Source organism: Arenibacter lacus (assembly GCF_008711145.1).
In the GTDB taxonomy this organism is placed as follows: domain Bacteria; phylum Bacteroidota; class Bacteroidia; order Flavobacteriales; family Flavobacteriaceae; genus Arenibacter; species Arenibacter amylolyticus.
The window spans coordinates 1-23,054 of the sequence record NZ_VVIN01000035.1; the positions used below are offsets into that span (position 1 = coordinate 1).

General features: G+C 39.8%; 23 protein-coding genes. 9 read left to right on the forward strand and 14 right to left on the reverse strand.

Annotated elements, in window-relative coordinates; all coding sequences use genetic code 11:
• Positions 1–83: 83 nt before the first annotated feature.
• The 6 genes from F1E73_RS11055 to F1E73_RS11080 all read right to left on the reverse strand — a co-directional run bounded on the left by F1E73_RS11055 (position 84) and on the right by F1E73_RS11080 (position 5,513).
• Positions 84–1,028 carry a metallophosphoesterase gene (locus tag F1E73_RS11055; protein ID WP_140157755.1) on the reverse strand — a complete coding sequence of 315 codons (945 nt, stop codon included), beginning with the start codon at positions 1,026–1,028 and terminating at the stop codon, positions 84–86.
• 143 nt (positions 1,029–1,171) lie between these two features.
• Entirely contained in the window at positions 1,172–1,594 is a 423-nt protein-coding gene (locus F1E73_RS11060; RefSeq protein WP_086477807.1) for a DoxX family protein, read from the reverse strand.
• 219 nt (positions 1,595–1,813) lie between these two features.
• On the reverse strand, positions 1,814–2,581 hold the full coding sequence (locus F1E73_RS11065) for a hypothetical protein (protein ID WP_086477806.1): 768 nt from the start codon (positions 2,579–2,581) through the stop codon (positions 1,814–1,816).
• A 107-nt stretch (positions 2,582–2,688) separates the two neighbouring features.
• Positions 2,689–3,609: an ester cyclase gene (locus F1E73_RS11070; protein ID WP_086477805.1), complete on the reverse strand. Its 921-nt coding sequence runs from the start codon at positions 3,607–3,609 to the stop codon at positions 2,689–2,691.
• A 206-nt stretch (positions 3,610–3,815) separates the two neighbouring features.
• Complete coding sequence (locus F1E73_RS11075) at positions 3,816–4,739, reverse strand: ester cyclase (RefSeq protein WP_086477804.1); 924 nt, start codon at positions 4,737–4,739, stop codon at positions 3,816–3,818.
• Between the two features lie 6 nt (positions 4,740–4,745).
• Positions 4,746–5,513 (reverse strand): hypothetical protein, encoded by a 768-nt coding sequence (locus tag F1E73_RS11080; protein WP_086477803.1) that lies wholly within the window; start codon positions 5,511–5,513, stop codon positions 4,746–4,748.
• 320 nt (positions 5,514–5,833) lie between these two features.
• Between F1E73_RS11080 and F1E73_RS11085 the strand changes: the two genes are divergently transcribed.
• Both F1E73_RS11085 and F1E73_RS11090 read left to right on the forward strand, forming a co-directional pair.
• The gene (locus tag F1E73_RS11085; RefSeq protein ID WP_150451930.1) at positions 5,834–7,771 is read left to right on the forward strand and encodes a tetratricopeptide repeat-containing sensor histidine kinase; all 1,938 of its coding nucleotides are present in this window, start codon (positions 5,834–5,836) and stop codon (positions 7,769–7,771) included.
• A 2-nt stretch (positions 7,772–7,773) separates the two neighbouring features.
• A complete protein-coding gene (locus tag F1E73_RS11090; RefSeq protein WP_086477801.1) occupies positions 7,774–8,508 on the forward strand; it encodes a LytR/AlgR family response regulator transcription factor in 735 nt (244 codons plus the stop codon).
• 73 nt (positions 8,509–8,581) lie between these two features.
• On the opposite strand, the gene rpiA is transcribed toward F1E73_RS11090, so the two are convergent.
• The 4 genes from rpiA to F1E73_RS11110 all read right to left on the reverse strand — a co-directional run bounded on the left by rpiA (position 8,582) and on the right by F1E73_RS11110 (position 12,344).
• Positions 8,582–9,259: a ribose-5-phosphate isomerase RpiA gene (gene rpiA / locus F1E73_RS11095; RefSeq protein ID WP_086477800.1), complete on the reverse strand. Its 678-nt coding sequence runs from the start codon at positions 9,257–9,259 to the stop codon at positions 8,582–8,584.
• Positions 9,260–9,298: 39 nt separating this feature from the next.
• A complete protein-coding gene (locus F1E73_RS11100; protein ID WP_086477799.1) occupies positions 9,299–9,916 on the reverse strand; it encodes an FMN-binding negative transcriptional regulator in 618 nt (205 codons plus the stop codon).
• A gap of 92 nt (positions 9,917–10,008) precedes the next feature.
• The gene (locus F1E73_RS11105; RefSeq protein ID WP_191089008.1) at positions 10,009–10,851 is read right to left on the reverse strand and encodes an endonuclease/exonuclease/phosphatase family protein; all 843 of its coding nucleotides are present in this window, start codon (positions 10,849–10,851) and stop codon (positions 10,009–10,011) included.
• 215 nt (positions 10,852–11,066) lie between these two features.
• Positions 11,067–12,344, reverse strand: coding sequence for a DEAD/DEAH box helicase (locus F1E73_RS11110; RefSeq protein WP_150451931.1), 1,278 nt, complete (start codon positions 12,342–12,344; stop codon positions 11,067–11,069).
• Between the two features lie 797 nt (positions 12,345–13,141).
• Between F1E73_RS11110 and F1E73_RS11115 the strand changes: the two genes are divergently transcribed.
• The 5 genes from F1E73_RS11115 to F1E73_RS11135 all read left to right on the forward strand — a co-directional run bounded on the left by F1E73_RS11115 (position 13,142) and on the right by F1E73_RS11135 (position 16,398).
• A complete protein-coding gene (locus F1E73_RS11115) occupies positions 13,142–14,479 on the forward strand; it encodes a histidine kinase (RefSeq protein ID WP_150451932.1) in 1,338 nt (445 codons plus the stop codon).
• A gap of 140 nt (positions 14,480–14,619) precedes the next feature.
• Complete coding sequence (locus F1E73_RS11120) at positions 14,620–14,922, forward strand: 2TM domain-containing protein (RefSeq protein WP_086477795.1); 303 nt, start codon at positions 14,620–14,622, stop codon at positions 14,920–14,922.
• 25 nt (positions 14,923–14,947) lie between these two features.
• Entirely contained in the window at positions 14,948–15,280 is a 333-nt protein-coding gene (locus F1E73_RS11125) for a 2TM domain-containing protein (RefSeq protein WP_150451933.1), read from the forward strand.
• Positions 15,277–15,603 carry a 2TM domain-containing protein gene (locus F1E73_RS11130; protein ID WP_150451934.1) on the forward strand — a complete coding sequence of 109 codons (327 nt, stop codon included), beginning with the start codon at positions 15,277–15,279 and terminating at the stop codon, positions 15,601–15,603. Before F1E73_RS11125 ends, F1E73_RS11130 begins: the two co-directional genes overlap by 4 nt.
• Positions 15,604–15,642: 39 nt before the next feature.
• Positions 15,643–16,398 (forward strand): LytR/AlgR family response regulator transcription factor, encoded by a 756-nt coding sequence (locus tag F1E73_RS11135; RefSeq protein WP_086477792.1) that lies wholly within the window; start codon positions 15,643–15,645, stop codon positions 16,396–16,398.
• A 96-nt stretch (positions 16,399–16,494) separates the two neighbouring features.
• On the opposite strand, the gene F1E73_RS11140 is transcribed toward F1E73_RS11135, so the two are convergent.
• Positions 16,495–17,679: an LETM1-related biofilm-associated protein gene (locus F1E73_RS11140; RefSeq protein ID WP_086477791.1), complete on the reverse strand. Its 1,185-nt coding sequence runs from the start codon at positions 17,677–17,679 to the stop codon at positions 16,495–16,497.
• A 390-nt stretch (positions 17,680–18,069) separates the two neighbouring features.
• Entirely contained in the window at positions 18,070–19,476 is a 1,407-nt protein-coding gene (gndA, locus tag F1E73_RS11145; RefSeq protein ID WP_086477790.1) for an NADP-dependent phosphogluconate dehydrogenase, read from the reverse strand.
• A 189-nt stretch (positions 19,477–19,665) separates the two neighbouring features.
• Here gndA and zwf point away from each other — a divergent pair, with 189 nt between their 5' ends.
• Both zwf and pgl read left to right on the forward strand, forming a co-directional pair.
• Positions 19,666–21,198 carry a glucose-6-phosphate dehydrogenase gene (zwf, locus tag F1E73_RS11150; RefSeq protein WP_086477789.1) on the forward strand — a complete coding sequence of 511 codons (1,533 nt, stop codon included), beginning with the start codon at positions 19,666–19,668 and terminating at the stop codon, positions 21,196–21,198.
• Positions 21,199–21,301: 103 nt separating this feature from the next.
• On the forward strand, positions 21,302–22,012 hold the full coding sequence (gene pgl / locus F1E73_RS11155) for a 6-phosphogluconolactonase (RefSeq protein ID WP_086477788.1): 711 nt from the start codon (positions 21,302–21,304) through the stop codon (positions 22,010–22,012).
• 66 nt (positions 22,013–22,078) lie between these two features.
• Here pgl and F1E73_RS11160 read toward each other — a convergent pair whose 3' ends face one another.
• Both F1E73_RS11160 and F1E73_RS11165 read right to left on the reverse strand, forming a co-directional pair.
• On the reverse strand, positions 22,079–22,624 hold the full coding sequence (locus tag F1E73_RS11160) for an acyl-CoA thioesterase (RefSeq protein ID WP_150451935.1): 546 nt from the start codon (positions 22,622–22,624) through the stop codon (positions 22,079–22,081).
• A gap of 68 nt (positions 22,625–22,692) precedes the next feature.
• Positions 22,693–23,043, reverse strand: a complete 351-nt coding sequence (locus tag F1E73_RS11165) for a 6-phosphogluconate dehydrogenase (protein WP_086477787.1) — start codon at positions 23,041–23,043, stop codon at positions 22,693–22,695.
• Positions 23,044–23,054 lie beyond the last annotated feature (11 nt).

Sequence of the window (23,054 nt, forward strand, 5' to 3'; positions counted from 1 at the left end):
AGACGATGGTAAAAGGGGAGGGCTAAGGTGTTTTATGGCTAATAGGGTTAGCCTACCCCAATAGGAATGGAATAAAGTCCACTTTAATCCAAAAAAGTACGATCAAATACAAATGGACTGTCCTTGTGTAGATCTACAGTGATCTTAACGGCTTTAATTCCACCATCGATTTGTAATCGGGTAATATTTTTCTCTGGCCAAGGTTTATTCTGGTACCAGATATGACCATCCCCCTGTACATAGAGCACGGGTTTGCCAAAAGATTTGGAGGCCAACCTAAACGCATCCGTATAAACTTGAAATTTCTCTGGCCCCGCTTCCACAATATTAGCATGACCAAAAATGACGGCTGCAGCAACCGTCTCCTGTTGTTCCTCCATCAATTTCTTTACCCAATTCCCATTATCCGTTAATCTAGTTTGCCATTCTCCTGCATCATGAACATTGCTTCCTACCAAATTGATGCCAATGAACAATACCTTCTCCATGGTCCAACTAAAATTTTCAGTTCGCGCTGCTTGGTAAGTCACCTCGGGCTTAAAAGTCCAGTTTTTATTAAAGTGTAAAAAATACTTCTTCCAATACTCCAAGCCTTGAGCTGGATTATCACAATCGTTGTATTCGTTATCCCCTAAAACAATAAAGGTAGGTGCCTCAAATAATCTTAGGATACTATCCACATCCTTATAGATTGGTTCTTCACAGGATACGGCACCCGGTTTTATATCGCCCACATGGACCACAAATTCCGAAGGGTCACTGGCGTTATGTTTATTGATCAACTCTAGTAATCCATCTCGTTGCTCCTCCGAATAGGGTACGTCTCCTATTACTGTAAAGGATACTGGATCCGTACCGACGGCCAAATCATCGTCTGTAGTGTCCTTAGGTGGGGAGTCCTCATTCTCCAATACACAACCGCTCATTAAGAAAAGGAGTAATACAGCAACTAGCCATCCGCTAAGAATGTGTTTACCATTAATGAAAAAACACATCTTTTTGGGGTTAGAATTATAGTCCGCGAACATAGTGAGTGCTTTATATGTTATGTGAGGTAGGTATTCTCCAAGCCTTGCGTTGAAGTGTTTTTGGGGTTGTGGTCATCTATACAATGGGCTATCCTGGATTTGATGACAGGAAAATTCTTAGGTGATTCTTAAACAACAGTGGTTTATTTCTGCATCTTCAGATAGTAATCTGCCGAGTGTTTTCCTGAGCCATAAAGCAGGAAGAATACCAAAAGAATAAAAACAATGGAAGCTAAAATAAGGTTGTTCACATTCATTTCCCCTAAGAAATTCACCATGATGGCCCCTATAATTATGGGCATTTGTGCCAATACCGCCCATCTAGTCAATAGGCCAATCACCAATAAGAATCCGCCTAAAAAATGTGCAGGTGCTACATAGTGCATTATTAGCATTCCACCAGGTAAATCCTGGAAGGGCCTTATCATTTCGGCCATTTGTTGGTGGTTAGACATAAAGTCTACTCCCTTCATAAAAAGAAAGACTCCCAAAGCTATGCGTACTAAATCCAAGGGATAATAAGTGTGTGCATTGGCCCATTTGTTCAAGGATTTTATTGTAGCCATGACTTTTGTATTTATATGTTAGTATACCTTTAAGATACTCATATTTAATGATATATGGAAGAGTTGGGTGCGCTTTTTTAGGGCGCGTCTAGCTCATTCCTTGAGTTTGTTGGCAACTTCTAACTAGGGGTGAAGCATAAATAAACCCAGGAGTGATTCCCGGGTTTATAGGCATTGGTCCATAAGGAAGTGTTATATTGACAGCTAATTCAAATAATATTACTGACGGGCCATAGCCTTGAGTTCTCCACTTAATCCGCTTAGATCCTCGCGGTAGATCCATATTTCGGAGGAGTATTTTCCGTGCGTTATATCTTCCCAGTCTTCTAAAAATTTCTCAAAACTGCCTGCACCGTGTGTCTCATCAAATTTTTCCGAAAATTTTCCATCGATTCCCATCCAGGACGAATTTTCAAAGAAGGAAACATAGGCCAAATCCTTACCATCGGTCATGCTAGACAATTCATTGGTGTACATCCCAAATGTTTCCTCGGGAAACTTTTCTACCATCGTTTTATGGATTTTTTTTAACATGGGCAGTAATTTGCTGCCTTTAAACCGTTTTACATCATAAATGTCTACCAGAATATTCTTTATGGTAAAATCCTTGGGGTAATTAGATAGGTTTGGGTGGAATTTCCAATAGGTCTGCTCTCCCTGTGGCAATACATAGGGCATAACGTTGTTTGTCCAATCGTTATCGTGTTCCTTTTGGGCCGGACGCTTGTCTAACTCACTCCAAGGAAGTGGTCCCATGACCCACATATAACTGCCGGTGTTTTTTCCGCTTGCAATCCAATAGACCCTGGCTCCATAAAGACCCTCCCCATGGTAGGTTTTATTATGGGCGGCCAAACCCGATTCAAATTCGGTGATTTTAGCAGGGTCTGGGGTAATCATTCCATTTTCCAGGATGGTATAACCCTCATTGTTCTGTGAGAGTGCGAGGAAGGGTATAAGAAATAATGTAAGTATGGCATTTTTCATGATCTTGATATTTTAAATTATTATTTAATTAGTGGGCTAGGGGGTGTTTATAGCACATCCATGATCTATCCTGTAAAGGATGCTCGCTATTAGTGTCCTAGTCAGTTCTATCTGCCTAATGCTTCATGCAGTTGTTTGGTATCCACAAACTGTTGAAACCTAATGATTTTTCTGCCTTTCAAACTCCATAAATGAGCAGCTTGCGCATCAATGGGTGCACCATTCTTTTTCAAGGTAGCACGGTACCGCAACGTGGCCAATACCTGATTGTTTGCCATTTCATATAGCTGAATATCAGCTAATTTAAAGAATTCATGATCTTCCTTTATACGGGTAAATATTCCGTCTAAGACCGCCTGTGGTCCCTTATAGGGATTCCCATCGGCATAGGAATTGCCTTCCGCTTCGTTCCACACAATATTGGGGTCCATTAAGCTTAATACCGTGGGGATATCTCCGATGGAAAAGGAATTGTAAATGCTATCGACCACCGTCATATTATGTGGGTCGGACTGTATTCCCAGTTGCTGTAGAAACACCATATTATCCATGAAATCCTGTTCTTGGGCAATTTTTCCCTGCCTCATTTTTACAAGGGTTACCCCGTTAATGTTTACAGTATTTCCCGTAGCGGGAATCCCAAAAAAGTCGCCCGTATGAGTTCCTGTAAAATTCCAGTGTTTAACCAGTTTATCGTCCTGTCCAAAGATGTCTACTATGGAAAAACTAATGTTGGAAAAACCCGTGATAAAATGTTGGTAGTAGGCCTTAAATTTATCAATGCCCACTATAGAATCTGGATTGGTTATCAAAGTAATACTGGTATCGAAGTTCTGGGAGTTAATTTGGTCAATTTCACCATTGTTTAGGACCTTATCCCATACCTGCGTATAAATTTGAATATTATTCTCTAGGTTTTTATCTTGTGCTATTCCCAAGTAATGGCTAATGCAGACTAGAAAAAATAACACTGCTACCCTTCTAAATCTGGGAGTGGCAATGATTGTGATTGGTGGTACTTGTTCCATGGTGTCTATAAATTATGCTAATTAATTGCTGCCACTAGTATAGAGGGGAATGGCAAAGGCTAAATACCTTCCCAAGCATTCCTGTCAGTGAGGCGGAGTAGAAATTAAAACACCTGACTTGCTGTCTTTTAAGAAACCTAACAGGAAACTATCCTAGTCTCCCCCAAAAATATAGGATGGTTTATGCTGTTAGGTTTTTGTAGTTTCTAGTTATTAAGGGTGGGCATGCTATACCCCAGTTGCTGATACACCACTAGGTTGTCATAAAAGGCCTCCTCTTGTATCGCCTTCCCAGAATTATCAAAAGTCCATATACTATACCCATGGGTTTTAATTTCTTTTCCTGTGGGCTTATTCTCCATAAATTGACCGGTGTTGGTACCGGTACAGGTCCAATGTAAATGGGCCTTGTTCCCTTGGATGACCGTATTGTCTATCGCTACCTTAAAGTCTGGGAACGCACTGTGATACAATTCCATGAAACTTCCATATTCCGACGGATTTCTGGCTATAACATTCCCATTATCACTTCTAGTAAGGTTGCTGGCCATATTGGAGTTCATCAACTCAACGTCATTGGTATTCCAGGCTTTTGCAATGTTTGTGATGGTAGCTTGTATAGCTTTCTCATCTGCATTCATACTATTGTTGGTCGCTATTTTTTGAAGCGCCACAAGTAGTGGTGCCCGGTCCCATAGTCCAATCTCTCTTACAATTTTACCTTCTTTAAACTGATAGGTTAAATGTATGGGAATGGTTATTACTTCCTTGTTTGCTGCCAACTCCCCTTTCCAATCTAACCAACAGTTAACCCATACCTCTCCGTCATCGTTTACTATCATTTCGTATTCGGGTTCATTGTCTAAAAAGCCACGTGATGCAAAATTGGCATCATTTTCTTGGTGGTATGCTATTACCTCACTTGGAGACAAGGATCCGTTAGTAGAATTATATCGTGTTTCCGAGGTGTCTGCATACATACCGATATCGTAGGTTTTATCATTGTAATTTTTAATCAATGATTTAACTATATCAATTTCCGGGGAATCTTGGGTGTAACGTTTTTCTTGACTTTCACAGGAGCTGCCCAGTAGAAGAATGAGTCCTATAGCTATGACTGATCTTAACATATACGATTAGTTTTGGGGTGTATAGGCCAGTTCTGGGTGCATACTTCCGGTCTCGGTTTCGTATTTATGGACGTATTGAAATAATTCCTGAAATAGTTTCTGTCCTTCCTCTCCTAACAATTGTTCGTTTTCCTTGGATTTTTTGGCATAATCCTCTGCATCTACCGCAGACACTACGGCTAGGTAATAATCGCCCATATTGCCAAATCCGTTATGATATATTCGATAGTATTCCTTGGAACCTTTACTAGCATATAGGGCTTTCAGCTCTTTTAATTTCCCCTTAAGGTTCTGAATATTGTCTGGGGTGACGTGTAAAAAGTGCCATTTTCTAAAATTCTGACCTTCAGTATTAATGTTAATCCCATCGGGCATATAGGTGAGCTCCTTATTAAGGTAGATAATGTAGTCACCATGCTTGTCATAGCATTCATTAAAGCGTCTAAAGAGGTCTTGCCATGCATCTTTTCCCAATTTTTCGGCCAAGGGGGCCATCACGTTTTTATCCAGTTCAGCCATATTCTCTATAGGGGATATATTGAAATACCGACCAGTGGTAGTGGAGGCTACCATCCAACTTAACCCTTGTATGTTGTGTTCCTTAAAGGCGTCCATAAAGTCCTTGGAAACCGCCTCGTACTTTTGGATCATAGATGGTTTCACTTGGTCTTCATGAATATAGTAGGCCTGATTCTTTTCTGATTGGGCTTGTATTACAAGGGATCCTTGGAAAATGAGTAGTGTAAGGATCGCCATTTTTCTGAATGTTCTCATGATATTGATGTGTTAGGTTATACTTCTTATTCATCCTAGTGAGGAAATCTAAGAGGCATGGATTAATTATATAGTTGATGGGTAAGGAGTAGGTTACCCGCTTAAAATAATATTGGAACGTACATCTAGCCTCGGTCTCCGTTCCGTTAAAACCTCCCTATCCTACTAAATAAGTGCATATAACCAGCCTACACAACCAGATGGGGACGAAGCGATAGGAATGGTATCCGAGTGAATGGTATTTTTTATCAAAGGATTAATTAAAAAAATTGTATATTTAGTATCCCGACTTCTTACGACCTATTTTAAAGGGTGCAGAAATGGGAAGACCAATCAAATTCACTATTCTTCTATATTTATTGTTCAGCATGTTTCTGCATGGACAGTCGCCAGAATACCAAAGGGTTTTTGTAGATACCGACAATTTTGGTGAATCGTATTTGGACGATTTAAGGGATGCCTATAGCAAGGTGACCAATAATGATACCTTACAATATTCCATATTGAACGATCTCTCCTATTATTGGCATACACGAAATTTAAAAAAGGCAATCCAATGTACGGAAATGGGATTGCAGCTCACCACCTTAAATTCCGATACCCTGTGGCATGGCCGGTTTCAGATTACCCAAGGGGCCATATTACTGCGAATGGAGAAATTGGATAGTGCCCAAACTGTATTGGAAGAGGCTATGGCTAAGGTGCCAGAGAGGGATTTAGCCTTTTTAAACACACAAATGGGCTATGTTTATGAACGGAGGGGACAGTTAGACAAAGCGGCTGGCTATGTTTTGGAGTCCTTGCGATTGGGGAATCTTTTTCAGGATAAAAAAGCCATTGCACTGGCTTATAGCGACCTTAGTAAAATTTTCTGGAAACAGTCCAAGTTTATAAAGGGGCTAGAATATGGACTTAAGGCCATAAATATATTTGAAGAGCGGGGAATCAATGATTTGGATTATGACTTTACCCTTTATGTGGTGGGTAATAACTACCTGATGCTGCAAGAATATGATAACGCCCTTAAATTTTATGATCATGCCAAGGCTATTGGGGAACGATACGGGTTCTATAATAACCTAAGTGATATTTATATTTCCCTGGTAGAGCTGTATTGTTCCTTAGATAATTATGAAGCAGCAGAAAAGGCTGGAAAAAACGCCATTAAATATGCCAAGTTGCTAGATAATAACTTTCTCTTAATGCGAGCCTATCTCTCTGTGGGGAAATTGCAAAATTTACAGGGAAAGTACAGCAGTGCTATTGAAAGCCTTCAGGAATCGATTGAGGTAGCGACAGAAAATTTTGGGGACGAATATTACCTAAGTCAGGCCTACGAAGCCCTGGGGAAGGCCTTGGCAGGAAATCACAATTATAGGGAGGCCTATAAGGCATTTTCCGAGTATGATAAATTAAAGAAGATTGTGTTTAATGCCGAGTCCGATCAGCGCATCGCCTTGTTACAAACGGAGTTTGATGTTGCGCAGAAGGAGAACACTATTCTTTTGCAGCAGACTAAAATAAGAAAGCAGAACACCAACCAGATACTGAGCTTTATCATTACAGGATTATTACTGTTTTTAGTAATTCTAGGTTTTGTTGCCATTAAAAACAATCGCAAGAAGAATGTATTGCTACAGCTCCAAAACGATGAAAAGGAATTTCTTATAAAGGAAATTCACCATAGGGTGAAAAATAATCTAGAGGTGGTCTCAAGCTTATTATCACTTCAAACGGCGCAGATTAAGGATGCAAACATTAAGGATGCCATGTTCCAAATCCAAAGCCGAATTGAGAGTATGAGCATGATTCATCAAAACTTATATCATGGGAAACGACTAACTTCTATTGGGATGAGGACCTATTTTATAAAATTGGCGGATTACATTCTAGATTCCTATGGGGCCCGGGATAGGATTACCATGGTTTACAAAATGAAGGATATTGAACTTAATGTGGATATCGCCACTCCCATTGGTCTTATTGTAAACGAGCTGGTTACCAATTCCTTGAAATATGCCTTTCCGGGTAATGTAGAGGGGACAATTACGATAGAGTTAGAGGAGACCGACTCGGTTTTGGAATTACGGGTTATGGATAACGGAGTGGGTTTTACAGAGGAAACCGAAGTGCAAGGTACTGGTTTTGGCACCCAATTAGTAAAGTTGCTAACCCAACAATTGGACGGTAAGATGCGATTAAAGAATAATAAAGGGACTGATATTTTCTTTGAGTTTCAACTACATAAAGCAGCCTAGATATGGAAGAAAAAACAAGGATTTTAATTGTTGAGGACGATATGATTATCGCAGCTAATATTTCTTTGCAGTTATCCAATGCGGGCTACGAGATTACTGGAGTGGTTCCCAGAGGGGAAGAAGCTGTGCTACATGCGAAGGCTAACAAGCCCGATATTATATTAATGGATATCAACCTTAGGGGGGCTCTAGACGGAATAGCAACCGCCTCCAAGATACAGGAAACCCATAATGTGCCCATTATTTATTTAACCGCAAATTCCGATGAACCCACTTTTGCCAGGGCAAAGACTACCCATCCCTACGCCTTTATTTCCAAGCCCTTTAGCAACCTAGACCTGCAGCGTACCATAGCCTTGGTAGAGGAACAGTTAAAGGAGAACAAGGATAGGGATAGTAATAGAACAGGACAGGTACAGGTGATGGCCGATCGTATTTTTGTTCGCCATAATGGTAAGATGATTAAGCTGTTGTTAGACGATATTTTATACATCGAGGCTGATAGGAATTACAGTATCCTGGTAACCCCTAAAGGAACCTATTTAATTAGTACTACTTTAAAAGTGTTAGAAGAGGAGCTAAATTGCCAAAAATTTATAAGGGTACACCGCTCTTATATGGTAAATATCTCAAAATTGGATGTAGTGGGAGAGCACCACTTAGAGATTAATAGGAAGGTGATTCCAGTAAGTAAGACTTTTAAAAAACGACTCTTTAGACATTTACATACCATATAGGAGGTACTCCTTGACAAATAATAAAACGCCCTAATATTTTAGGGAAATTATATATTTCCCATTAACAAAGCACCTATCTTTTAAAGGTGAGGGTGCTGTCTTCCTTTCCCATAATTATAATATCTGCCAAATCTATAAATAGGCCGGTTTCCACAACACCGGGGATTTGTTTTAGTTGGTAATCCAGTAAGGGAATATTAGTAGGTTGTTTTATGGTGACATCTACAATATAATTGCCTTCATCAGTGATGAAATAGCTGCTGTCCTTTTTCCTTATTGTGGGTAGTAGCTGCATTTGTGTTAGGGAGTGCACTATCTTCTTGGTGGCCAGGGGGATGGTTTCTACAGGGAGCTTAAAATCCCCTAACCGGTTTACCTGTTTTTGGGAATCGGCAATGATAATGACAAGCTCAGAATTGTAGGCTAGTATTTTTTCATGTAACAAGGCCCCACCGCCGCCTTTAATCAATTGCAGGTATGGGTCAAACTCATCCGTACCATCTATGGTAAGGTCTATTCGGTCTGCATTCTCCAGGGATACCAACGGGATGCCCAAGTCCGTTGCCAGCCTTTTTGTGCTTTCTGAGCTGGGGACGCCTGTAATATGCAAACCCTCCTTATGCAGCCTCCCCAATTCTTTAATCATTATGGAGGCAGTGCTACCTGTGCCTAACCCTACCGTCATCCCAGGTTTTACATACTTCACTGCTTCCAAGGCCGCCAGTTTCTTTTCTTTGTCAAGAGCTGTCATTTGTTGTATTAGTTTTAAAGTTGAACCCCTAATCGGTCACTAGCGGGGGCAGTTGCTATTTTTCATCAGCTTTGCTATTTCTTTAGAACCACTGCCTTCATATTTATTCAGTTCTGCTATAATTTGAGGGTGGTCTTCCATACGGGTTTGGGATAACTTATAGGTGGCTTGAAGCTCCGTAATATGGATTTGGAAACCTACAATCCCGTTAATTTGCTTCATGGTTTCAGGTGATAGGTCATCTATTGAAATGGGGTTGTCCACTCCCTTTTCGTGTTTGTCCACAAGCTTGTGAAGCGACTCTAGGACAGCCTTCTTATCCAATATTTTAATAGTCCCATACACATGAACCGCTATATAATTCCAAGTGGGAACTTCTTCTTCCTTATACCAGGAGGAAGAGATATAACTATGTGGTCCATTAAAAATGGCTAGTACCTCCTTGTCCTCCCTAAAATATTTCCACTGTGGATTGGCTTTAGATATATGTCCAACCAATACATCGTTCCCATCCATATCCACATCTAGTTCCAAGGGAGTATGGGTAGCCCAAGGCTTGCCCGCTGTATTATTTACCAGTATCCCAAAGCTATTCTGCCTAAGAAACTCCTTTATCTCTTTTTGGTCTTTGTTCTTGTAAGGTGATGGGATATACATAATACCATGCTTTTAAAATTTTGTTTCCTTTCCCAACTGCTGGGCACTTACTATTCCTTGTTTATGGATCCCCATAAGCCACAGAAGATGCTTTATTCGGCTATAGTTATCATTACGGGCAAGTGGTCCGAGATGTGTTTGTTGTTCGCCAATCTATCATCAATATGCGTATAGGATAGAACCTCTATATCTTTTACAAATATATAATCTATCCGGTCCGTTATAACCCTATCCAGATCAAAGGCATTAAAGGTGCCTACAGGACCGTAAAAGGGCTTTTTAGTGATCTCCATGCCATCTGCCAAGTACTGCTGTAAAAACTGAATGGCCTTGGTATCTGGGGTTAAATTTAAGTCACCCATAAGAATTACGGGCGTGCCTTTGGTATTAATCTCATTAATTTTCTTGTAGATTAATTGGGCAGAATTGGATCTGGCCTTCGTACCTCGGTGATCAAAATGGGTGTTGAAAACCCAAAATTGCTTTTTTGTTTCTAGATTTTCAAAGAGCGCGTAGGTACAAATACGTTCCAGCGCAGCATCCCAGCCTACAGAAACTTTTTCGGGGGTGTCCGACAACCAAAAGGTATTGGTCTTTAAGACTTTAAATTTTTCCGCATTGTATAAAATAGCAGTGTATTCCCCCTTTTGCATACCGTCATCACGGCCAACGCCTACATAGGCAAACCCTGGTAGCGCCCCATTTAAATAGGTAACTTGGCGGTGAAGGCCCTCCTGTATTCCCACAATATCGGCATTGTAATGCCGAAGTAATTGCACCAAGGTTTCCTTTCGGTCGTTCCAATTATTGATGGTGTCATGGGTGTTGTCGTACTTAATATTATAACTTATCAAATTAGTCGTTTGTGCCGAAAGGTGTAACGGAATGGCAAACAAAGTAATTCCAAGAAGGAGGGTAGAGAACAAACTTTTCATAAAGGACAATATAAGATGGATTAAAGTGATTTTATACTGCCTTAAATATCCTTATTTTTTCAATGACCAACTAAAAATTATTGATTAATCATTAAAAAAGGGAGTGAAAAGGGGAGTTTTATTCTGTGAGCTTATAAGGGTAAGTGCCTTTGTAAAAAAAAAACCGGGACAATTTCTTGCCCCGGTCGTTATAACTCAATATTCGCTTTAAGAGATTAATCCCTTTTAGGTCTATGGTTAGTATTTCTTCCTCTATTGTTATTTCTTCCCCCTCGCGGATTGGAATGTCCGGTTCGTGGTCGCTGCTTGTGGTTGCCGTGCTTCTTTTCTGGCTGTAAGGGCACTTCCTCCAAGCCATCATCTACAAAGGGATGGTCTGTAATGGTGGGTACTTGCTGATTAATTAGCTTTTGGATACTTTTTAAGTACGGTCTTTCTTCTGCATCACAGAATGAGACTGCTATTCCGCTGGCACTAGCCCTTCCAGTTCTTCCAATACGGTGAACGTATGTTTCAGGAACATTGGGAAGGTCGTAATTGATCACCAAGGATAAATCCTCTACATCAATCCCCCTTGCGGCAATATCTGTAGCAATAAGCACCTTTAAATCCCCATTTTTAAAATCGCCCAAGCTCTTTTGTCGTGCATTCTGGGATTTGTTGCCATGAATGGCTTCTGCTTTAATATCTGCTTTAGCCAATTGTTTTACAATTTTATTGGCACCGTGCTTGGTTCTGGAAAATACCAAGGTAGAATCGTTGGGGTCTTTTTCCAGTAGATGGGTCAGTAATTTGGGCTTATTCTTTTTGGCTACAAAATAGATAGCTTGTTCTACCTTTTCCGCGGTGGCCTGCTGAGGTTTAATAGTAACTTGCTCAAAATCGCCCAATAGTTTTCTGGACAATTCAACGATAGCCTTGGGCATGGTAGCCGAAAAGAAAAGCGATTGTCTGTTGTTGGGTAGTTTGGCAATAATTTTTTTAATATCGTGAATAAAGCCCATGTCCAGCATCTGGTCTGCTTCATCCAATACGGCGTACTTTATATCTTTAAGGGAGATGAAACCTTGATTCATTAGGTCTAACAATCTTCCTGGAGTTGCTATAAGTACGTCTACGCCCCTCTTAAGAGCATCGGTTTGTCTTCCCTGTTTAACCCCTCCAAAAATAACCGTATTTCTAATGCCGGTATGTCTGGCATAGGAGGTGAAGTTCTCTCCAATTTGTATCGCCAATTCGCGGGTAGGAGTTACTACCAATGTTCTAATTTTGCGTTGCTGCCCATCTGCTTCACGGTCTAAAACCAATTGTTGGATAATGGGAATGGAAAAGGCGGCAGTTTTACCCGTCCCGGTTTGTGCACAGCCCAATAGATCTTTACCTTTTAGTAGAATGGGAATGGATTGCTCTTGAATTGGGGTGGGTTTTGTATAGCCTTCTGCCGCTAGGGCTTTTAGGATAGGTTCTATAATACCTAATTCTTTAAATGTCATATAATATGTAAAATAATAAGAAGCAAAGGTAGGGGATTTGATTGGATAATGGATTTATTATTTATTCTGCCCTTTTTTACAGCTAGTTAGACTCCCATTATTTAATGGATCTCATGTTTCCAACCCACCTTTCCTTGCCTGCATAGACCACCTCTCTACGCTTTCTGTCTTATAGGTGCTGCATTTAAGTGTTACCGTTATTTTTTTTGGTAAAAAAGTACGGTATTTATAAATTTAACACGTAATTTTACATATCATAAGTAAGAGTAATTGATAAGTTCGAGAGTAAATTTATTCTTGACTTATAGAAGAGGACGTAGGGGTGCGTCCTCTTTTTTATTGGGGTAATTCTTCAGAAATTCGGTAAGCCTGCTTCCATCCTACTCAGAAAAAGCCCTTTTTTTCAATTCATCCTTCAATAGTCACAGTTGGGAACTTTCTAATTTATGGAACTACTACTAACCGCCATCTTTGTGCTATAACCGCAAAAGGATGTTGCCATGCATAAAATCATTCTAATAATTATTGCCTTCATCGTTGACCATACCGCGGAGAACCTAGATAGTGATAGCCATGTGGTAAAAATAGCGACCACGAAAAGCGTAGATAGTAAAGGGGGAGTTAATAAATGGGATGTGATAGATTATGGGTCAGGCAAACCTTACGCAAGCATAGCCGAATTTTATCCATTCTTAGACCCTGGTGCTAACTTTTCACTAACTTTAATCCAAAAGTATTAAGCCTGCACACTGTTTAAAATGGCACTAACCAAGCTTACCTATAATTAAATTGTCACTATGAATCGATTTCTAAGACATATTGGGAATGCCTTTCTTATTGGGACCCTTATTTATTTTGTTTTTCTTGCCATTTTCTTTTTCATGGGTAGGTTTGAAGGCGGATTTAGTTATGACCGTGCCTGGCAGGAGTACTATAGAAACATGATCTTCTCGGTAATCCTTTACCTAGTAAACGCGTATTGGATTCAATTCCTAATTGTTAAGTACAAGAAACAAATTCTCGCTAAAAAAACCTTATTAATTGGTATAACGGGCAATATCATTATATCACTTTTTGGGATATTTATGGCTAGACTATTGCTTAGAGTCGGTTTGGACAAAATACCCTTGTCCAATTTTATTCAAGGGGAGAAGTTGGAGTATTACAAGGTTTCCATGCTTATAGCACTCATTATATCCATCCTGTTTTATGTGGCCTGGTATTTTAAATATAGGCAAGAGAGCAAGATAAAGGAGCAAAAAATCATCGCAGGAACCGCATCGGCTAAATTTGATGCGCTAAAGAACCAATTGGATCCACATTTTTTATTCAATAGTCTAAACGTTCTCACCAGTTTAATTGAAGAAGATCCCCTACAGGCCCAAAGGTTCACTACGTCGCTTTCTAAGGTATATAGGTATGTGCTAGAGCAGAAGAATAAGGACCTGGTAACGGTAGATGAAGAGTTGGCCTTTGCCAAAACCTACATTAAATTACTAAGGATGAGGTTTGAAGAAAGTATTGTGTTGGATATTCCAAAAAAAAGTACAAATCCAGAAGCCAGGATTGTACCCCTTTCCTTGCAGTTGCTATTAGAGAACGCGGTAAAACACAATATAGTTACCAAAGCTAGGCCATTGCGAGTACGGGTTTACGAAGAAGATGGTATGTTATGCGTAAGCAATAATTTCCAGGAGAAACAGGTGATTAAAAAAAGTAGCGGAGTGGGGCTTAAGAATATCCAAGAACGTTATGGAATTGTATCTAAGAGAGAGGTAGAAATAGAAAAATCAAATAGTGAGTTTATTGTGCGCCTGCCCTTATTAACCCAAAAGTTAAATAGATTTGAGACACAACAGTTAGACATTGAGGAGAAGCGCTATAAAAAGGCAAAGGAGCGGGTAGAGACCCTTAAGAGTTTTTACGGGAATTTAGCGGCCTATATAGTTGTAATGCCTTTACTGGCCTTAATAAATTATAATACCTCTTCTTTTCCCTGGGTCGTATTTCCCGCCCTTGGTTGGGGGTTTGGGGTAGTAATGCATGGATTGGATGCGCATGGACGTACACCCATATTGGGCAAGGGATGGGAGGAGCGTACCATGAGAAAATTAATGGAAGACGATGATTTTTAGATATCGAAGCTGTTTATGGATGCTATTGGAAGGTTATGAGAATGACACCTACAATTCAGGACGCTTTCCTAACAGTTGGGACCTATATTTTTAATTATAGTGGAAGTTCTTCCGAAATTTAATCCAACAAAGAAACAACTATGGAAAATTCAGAAAAAGAAAATAAATATTTTAAGGCAAAAGCAAGAGTGACGGAAATTAAGAAGTTCTATAACAGTTTGTTCTCCTCGATTTTCACCATTGTCCTAGTGGCAGGGATAAATTATTACGTGAACGAATGGCGTTCCCCATGGTTTTTATGGGTGGTCTTTGGATTGGGTATTAGCTTGGTTTTTAAGGGGTTTAAGGTTTTTGGCTACAATGCGCTCTTCGGTAAAAATTGGGAACAACGAAAGATTAGGGAATTTATGGAACAGGAAGATAATAGGGAGCGTTGGAGTTGAAAGTTGAAGGAAAAAGTAACGAGCGATGGAAAACAATAGCGATTATAGGCGGAAAAAGGCAATAAGAAGGATAGCGGAACTTAAAGGGTTTTATGTTCATTTTGGCCTTTACATAATCATCAATCTAGTAATTTCTACTATTAAGGTAACAAGAAACCTCCAGGAGGGGGAGACGTTCTCGGAAGCTTTTTGGGATTTTGGAACTTTTGCGGTTTGGATATTCTGGGGGATTGGAGTAGCTTTCCATGCTGCGAAAACATTCAATTACAGCCCCTTTTTTTCTAAGGAATGGGAAGAACGACAGATTAAAAAGATAATGGAGGAAGATAGAAAGGAAATGGAAAAATATAAAAAATGAAAGCGCATCAGGAACATAGTGAAAAGCTGGAAAGGGCTAAAAAACGCCTTGCAGTCATCAAGGGGTTTTATAGCCACTTATTTGCATACCTCACCATTAATTTGGGCCTCCTTATAATATACTTGGTATATAGGTATGCCAATACCGGATTCTATGAGGTGATGGAAGTAGGATTCAGAAATTGGATAGATTGGAATATATTATTCACCCCGTTATTCTGGGGAATAGGGCTGTTTTTTCATGGACTTAGCGTATTTGGGAAGAAACCCCGATTTCTAAGGAATTGGGAAGAAAAGCAAATTAAAAAATATATGGAAGAGTAAGGGCATACGGTAGCAACAATAACCCCATTAACCAAATAAATGAAAGTAATAATTATAGAGGATGAGCAAGCAGCTGCAAGAAGATTAAGCCGTTTGTTGGCTAATTTGGAGGTCGCAGTGGCCACCATGTTGCATTCTGTGGAAGAAGCTATTTTATGGTTTCAAGAAAATGATCATCCAGATCTTGTTTTCTTGGATATCCAACTTTCGGACGGACTCTCTTTCGAGATTTTTGAGGCCGTGGATATAAAGAGCTCCGTAATCTTTACCACGGCTTTTGACGAATATGCGCTTCAAGCATTTAAGTTGAATAGTATAGACTACCTGTTAAAACCGATTGACGAGGAGGAGTTGGAAACAGCGGTTAAAAAATATCGATCCTTCGGACCTAAAAAACAGCAAATTTCGCTGGAGTTTGAAGATGTTAAAAAGTTGCTTTTAAATCCCTTGGAAAGGGAGTATAAAAAGCGATTTACGGTGACGGTGGGGCAGCACCTTAAAATTATAAATGCAGATGAGATAGAGTGTTTTTATAGCGAAAATAAAGGCACCTATGCAGCTACTGTGGAAGGAAGAAATTATCTATTAGATACCACCTTGGAGAATCTGGAACCAGAGCTACAGCCCGATCTCTTCTTTAGGGTAAGTAGAAAGTTCTATGTGAATGTAAATCATATTAAAGACATTGTTTCCTATACCAATTCTAGGCTGCAGATTAAACTGAACAGGTATAATGACCAAGAGATCATTGTGAGTCGGGAACGTGTAAAAAGTTTCAAGTATTGGTTGGAGTAGTGGGTGTTAATTAGTTGGTTTATATAGTGATAGGTGAATTTAAAGCCTTGTATAGATTTTCCTTATACTGCGTTTTTTGATGGTTTTTCAGAGGTTTTAATCCACTCTATTCTCGTCAAAGGAAGAAGGTAGCAATTTAGGAATTAATTTTATAAATATCGGCAATAAAACTGCACCCCCGGGAAGAATAAATATGGCCAAGGAGGGAATGCTTTTAAAAATATCCAATAGCTGATCTTGTACCTTTTTTTTCTCTTCTGCAGTTAAATCCTTAACGGTAGACTTAGATAATAGGGACACTAATTCCTTGCTTTCCGATAATTCCTTTTGAAGTCTTTTGCTATTTCTTAGGATTAATTTGTTTACAATTCTTGCCATGCTTTCATAGAATTGTACGGCCATATTTTGATCCTTTAAATGCGGAATTTTGGAGGCGTTCAGTTCAAAGAATTCAGTAACCTCAAATATGGATTTGCTAATGTGGGATTTGCTGAAACCCATGTCCTCGCCCAATTCAAAAATAAACTTGGATTCTGTGTAGGCCAAGGATTGATCTTCCCAAACAGTTAAACAGGCCACATCCAAAAAGTATTGTTTTTCACAAGTTTTAAACTGCTGTAACTGCTTGTTGCTGTAACTGCTGTCCACACTATTTTCTCCGCTTTCGGTAAAGGTGAGGGAAGAAGCAAAGAGCTGGGCTAGCTTTTCGTCATTCCTACTTTTCTGTTTAGAGTTTAAGGTGTGGTAGGTTATGTTGATGGTAATATGCTCTATGCGGTGCGCAATGTCTTTTTTGTTTTTCTCTCCTTCTAGATGACGTTTAAAAGTTAGTACATCTATAAATAGAAGGGAGTTGGTAATGATGCTATTAAAGGTTTTACTGATTAAGTTATCCTCCAAATAGATCCTGGAGTTGATGAGCGATTCTAGTTTGGCAGAGGTTTTTCTGCCAATCAATAGTTTATTTATGAAGGATATCTTAGCAATGTCCAAGCCTTTGTAAAACCTAAGTAAGCGCTTAACAAAATCTTTAAAGTCAGTATTCCCAGTGGTAAATTTATAGGTGTAATATAAACCGGTCAATAGGTTTATTTTTGCCATTTCATCTTCAGAAAGCCTGTGTTCTATTTCTATAAAAGAGGGAACGTTTAAGTTTATACCATATACGAAACCTGTTTTCTTTAATTGGGCGTATAGGGTTTCAAAGGAGTTGCAATACTGATCCTCATTCTTAACTAGATGTCCAAATTTATCTATCCAACCAGAGGCCGATGGGTTCATAACATCAATATTTTAGATAGTAAATTTACACTAAAATAAATACAACTGGATTAGGGGGTGCTACTTTGCGTAAAATGATCTCAAAACTTCAGTAAGCCAGGGTAGGTGAGCTTATTCTTTTGGCTGCTTTTTTATAAATATTTCAGCTGGATTTAATATGCTGATAAGCTCCGTTAGGCGGGTATGGCCTTCTTCTGGTAATCTATGTAGTTTTGGGAGTAAGCTGTGGTAATCCGGGCTTTAGGCGGGTAGATTAATGGGGGAGTGGTGCGTTCATAGGATTCAACCCAAACAAGCTATTCTTATAAAAACAAACTCCCTCCTTCCTGGCAACGGTTTTAGCTGCCATACAAGGAGGGAGTTTTAAAACTACCTTTTTATAGGTTTATATTATTCCCATTCTGTGTGGAAAATACCTTCCATATCCGTACGCTCATAGGTGTGCGATCCAAAATGGTCTCGCTGCGCCTGAATTAGGTTTAAGGGCAATCTTCCAGAAGTATAAACGTCAAAATAAGTTAAAGAATTGGATAGGCCTGGTAGGGGTATTCCATTTTTGGCTCCATAAGCTACTAAATTCCTTGCTGCCCCTACGGTCGCTTGTACTTTAGGGACAAAATTGGGCGATAGCAATAGATTTTTCAATTCTTTATCCTCCGTATAGGCATTGGATATATCCTCCAATAATCCGGCGCGAATAATACATCCGGCTCTCCAAATTTTAGCAATAACAGAGAGGTCCAATTCATATCCATATTCCACAGAGGCATCGGATAACTGGTGAAGTCCTTGGGCATAGGTAGTGATAAAGGCAAAGTAAAGTGCTTCTTCAGCCCATTTTGCCAATTCGTCTTTGTCCATGGCCGCAATTTTCGGTCTGTTGTAAAGCTCATCGGCCTTAACTCGTTCGTCCTTTAAGGCGGAAATCTGACGCATGCTCACGGAAATGTCTATACTAGGAATTGGAATCCCTAAGTCCATCGCATTCTGGGAGGTCCATTTACCGGTTCCTTTTTGCTTGGCCTTATCCAATATTTTCTCCACTAATTTACCATTGCCCTTGTCGTCATCTTTTTCAAAGATTTCTGCAGATATTTCAATAAGGAAGGATTGCAACCTGCCTTTGTTCCAACTGTCAAATAGGGTGTGGAGTTCTTCGTAACTAAAGTTTCCAGCTTTTTTCAGGATATCGTAGATTTCGGAGGTTAGCTGCATTAGGCCGTACTCTATTCCGTTATGGACCATTTTTACGTAGTTACCTGCCGATTTTGGTCCCAGGTAGGCTACACAAGGCTCCCCTTTAAATTTTGCGGATACTGCTTCAAATATAGGCTGTACCTCTTTGTAAGCCTCTTTGTTTCCTCCTGGCATAATGCTGGGTCCGCGTCTGGCTCCTTTGGCACCACCAGATACACCTGATCCAAAAAAGTGGATGCCTTTTTCTTTTAAATAAGCTTCCCTGCGGTCTGTATCGGTGAAAAATGAATTCCCTCCATCAATAATTAAATCGTTCTTATCCAAATGCGGCAATAAACTCTCAATAACAGAATCTACTATTTTACCAGCGGGTACCAAAAGCATAATTTTTCTGGGGGTGCTTAGGGAGTTTACAAATTCCTTTATGTCCGATGTGGCATTTACTTTCTTAGTGTCTTCCCCTTCAGCGATAAGAGCGTCCGCTTTTTCCTTATCCAGGTCGTAACCCATTGCAGAGTAGTTGTTATCGGCTACGTTCAGTATAAAGTTCCTTCCCATAACACCTAGTCCGATCAATCCAAAATCGTATGTATTTCCCATGTTTGTTTATTAAAAAAACCTAACAAAATAATGTAACTTTTGTTAAGAGTTCGTGTTTATAAAATGTATAAGCTAAATAAGTTTTATCTTCGCAGCCTAAAATAAAGTTCAAAAGTAGTGATTTTATGGGTTTTTTAATCCATTGTTATAAAATCCAACAAAAAGAACTAATATTCCAATATTTATAAGATGAACAAAACAGCAAATCAAATGCTTGTTATTTTTGGAGCCTCTGGTGACCTAACGGCAAGAAAATTAGTCCCTTCTTTATATAAGTTATATAAGGCGAATCAGCTTCCAGAAAACTTTGTGGTATTGGGGGTTAGTAGGAGTAATTTAACCGATGGCGAATTTAGAAAGAGGGTAGTTTTGGAAAGTCCCCACCTTTCGGATATGTTGAAAGATGCTACCGAGGAGGAGATTAACGATTTTTCAGATAAATTCTTTTATGAAGATTTAGGGGACGACTATAGCCGTGAATACAGTAAGTTGGCCACTAGGATTTCCGATTTGAATTCCAAGTATAGCATTGGCGGGAATTATATTTTCTATTTGTCTACCCCGCCAAGTTTATACGAGGTAATTGCCAAAAACCTTTCGGAGCAGCAACTGAATAATGAAAGCAATGGTTGGAAGCGAATTATTGTAGAAAAACCTTTTGGTTACAGTTTAGAGACTGCTAAGAAATTAAATAAGGGACTTCAAAAATACTTTAAGGAATCCCAGATCTATAGGATAGATCATTATTTGGGAAAAGAAACCGTACAGAATTTATTGGTAACCCGTTTCTCTAACAGTATTTTTGAGCCGCTTTGGAATAGGAACTATATCAATCATATAGAGATTACCAATGCCGAAAGTGGCGGAGTAGAAAAAAGAGGAGGGTATTATGATAAGTCGGGTGCGCTTCGCGATATGTTCCAAAACCACCTGATGCAAATTGTCTCCCTGATTGTAATGGAGCCTCCTATAGATGCTAGTGCCTTGGAAATTAGGAACGAAAAGGTAAAGGCCCTAAAATCTATCCGTGTGATGCGTGACGAAGAAACGCTCTTTAAAAATACGGTTAGAGGCCAATATCTTTCTTCGGTTATTAATGGGGAGAAGGTTAAGGGATACCGGGAAGAAGAGGGGGTAGACCCCAATTCCAAAACCGAAACCTATGCGGCCGTGAAGTTTTATGTGGATAACTGGAGATGGAAAGACGTTCCCTTTTATGTGCGAACGGCAAAGAGAATGCCTACCAAGGTTACCGAGGTAGTAGTCCATTTTAAGTCGCCCCACCACCAGGTATTTAAAAATTCTGACTTGCATAGCAAGGACAATCAGCTAATTATCCGTATTCAGCCCGATGAGGGAATATTGATAAAGTTTGGGGTGAAAGTTCCCGGACAAGGCTTTAAGGTAGAGCGCGCCAATTTAGACTTTTACTACTCTGGATTGGAGGAAAACAACGTGATGGAAGCCTATGAGCGTCTATTATTGGATGCGATGCAAGGAGATGCCACCCTATATGCACGTGCCGATGAGGTGGAAGCGGCATGGGACTTTGTAGATCCTATTTTGGATTACTGGGAAAATGGCAGCGATGTCAATATCTATGGGTACTCTGCAGGTACATGGGGACCCAAAAACTCGGACGATCTGCTAGAGGGAGAACTTAGATGGCGAAATCCCGGTGAAAGCTTGGCAGACGATCCTGGCTTTTGCGTTCTAAAATAGAAGTAGGCATTGAAGAATAGTGGGATTAGGTCCCATAGCTTAAAATTAATATATAGCTCCCTAATATTAGGGGGCTATTAGCTATTTATAAAAGTAATATATAATGAAAACTAATGTAGACCCGTCCAAGACGGAGGTTGCTAAGAGATTTTCCGAGTATTTGGAAGAACAGATTAAGAACAACACAGTGATGCATATTGCCCTTTCAGGGGGTAGTACGCCAAAAGGGGTGTTCGATTATATGTCTGAAAATGCAAAGGATACAGATTGGTCCAAAGTACATTTGTATTGGGGCGATGAGCGTTGTGTTGATCCAACAGACGCCGAGAGTAACTATAAAATGACGGTAGATCACCTGCTTTCCAAGATAGATATTCCAGAAGGAAATATCCATCGCGTATTGGGAGAGGCAGATCCGCAAACAGAAGCGGTCCGATATGGGAACGTATTGGAGGATCAGTTGCCTAAGGCGAATGGTATTCCCCAATTTGATTTAGTGATATTGGGTATGGGCGATGACGGACATACTGCTTCCATTTTTCCACATGAAATAGAATTATGGGAATCTAAGGAGAATTGTGAGGTTGCAATCCACCCAGATTCAGGTCAACGAAGAATTACCATTACTGGAAAAATAATAAACAATGCCAAGACGGTGGCATTTTTGGTTACTGGGGAAAACAAGGCCGAAAAAGTAAAAACCATCATCGGAAAAGAAGATGGGTACAAGGCGTATCCAGCTTCCTTGGTGGCACCTACTTCCAATAACCTAATTTGGTTTATGGATCAAGATGCCGCAGCCGGAATCCAATAAGATTCCATAGTAGGTTTAACGGAAATTGCCGCATATGCCAGTAATGGTTTATGCGGCAATATTGTTTTATTTCAATTTTAACTTCACGTTCTCCTGGTCTAGTTTCTTTAAATAGTCCTGCAGCTTAAACTGGGTTTCATCAAATTTGGTAGATCTGGACATGGCTTGTTTTTTGCGTACCAGACTTCGGGCAAAACGCCTTACTCCCTGTTCGTCTTCAATGATCAACCCTGGCACCGGTAAATTATTACCATCGGTATCCTTGGCTACCATAGTGAAATAGGAAGAGTTGCAATGCAGCTTTTTCCCAGTTCGTATATTTTCCGATTCTACCCGCACACCTACTACCATAGAGGTACGCCCGGTGTAATTGATAGAGGCTTTTAAGGTCACCAACTCGCCCACCTCAATAGGGCCTAAGAAGTCTACCTTATTTACCGAGGCGGTAACACAATAGCTGTTAGAGTGCTTGGAGGCGCAGGCAAAAGCAATTTGATCCATAAGATTAAGGATGTGTCCCCCATGTACCTTGCCCCCGAAATTGGAATGCGAGGGAAGCATTAATTGGGTTATGGATAGTTGTGAATGTTTGGCAGATTTAAATTTTTGCATGAAACTAGTAGTTAAGGTTACCCATACCATGCTATAGATTATAGGGGGTTTGGGTAGTATAAAATAATTTAATGTGGAGAGGTTTCCTTGCTTACCTCAGTGATAAAATATTTGGTGTCTCCAAGCCAAAAAATGGTTTGGTAGCGCTCTATATAACTTAATCGTACATAGGAACCTTGGTACTCTTTTAGCTTTTCTATGGCATCCCGATCCGTAACCGAGAAGGTGAATATTTGTGCTCCGGAAATACCTTGACTGATTTCGCCTTCCCAGGTTTTGATGAGAACCCCCTTATGGCTAATTTTTATTAGCTCGCCAGAACGGATTCCCGTAGAGTAGGGAACGTAATAAATAAACAGGAAGTAGGCCGTGAACAGCACAATAATGGATAGAACGGTAAGGCCAAGTATTTTTTTCATCCTTTTAAATT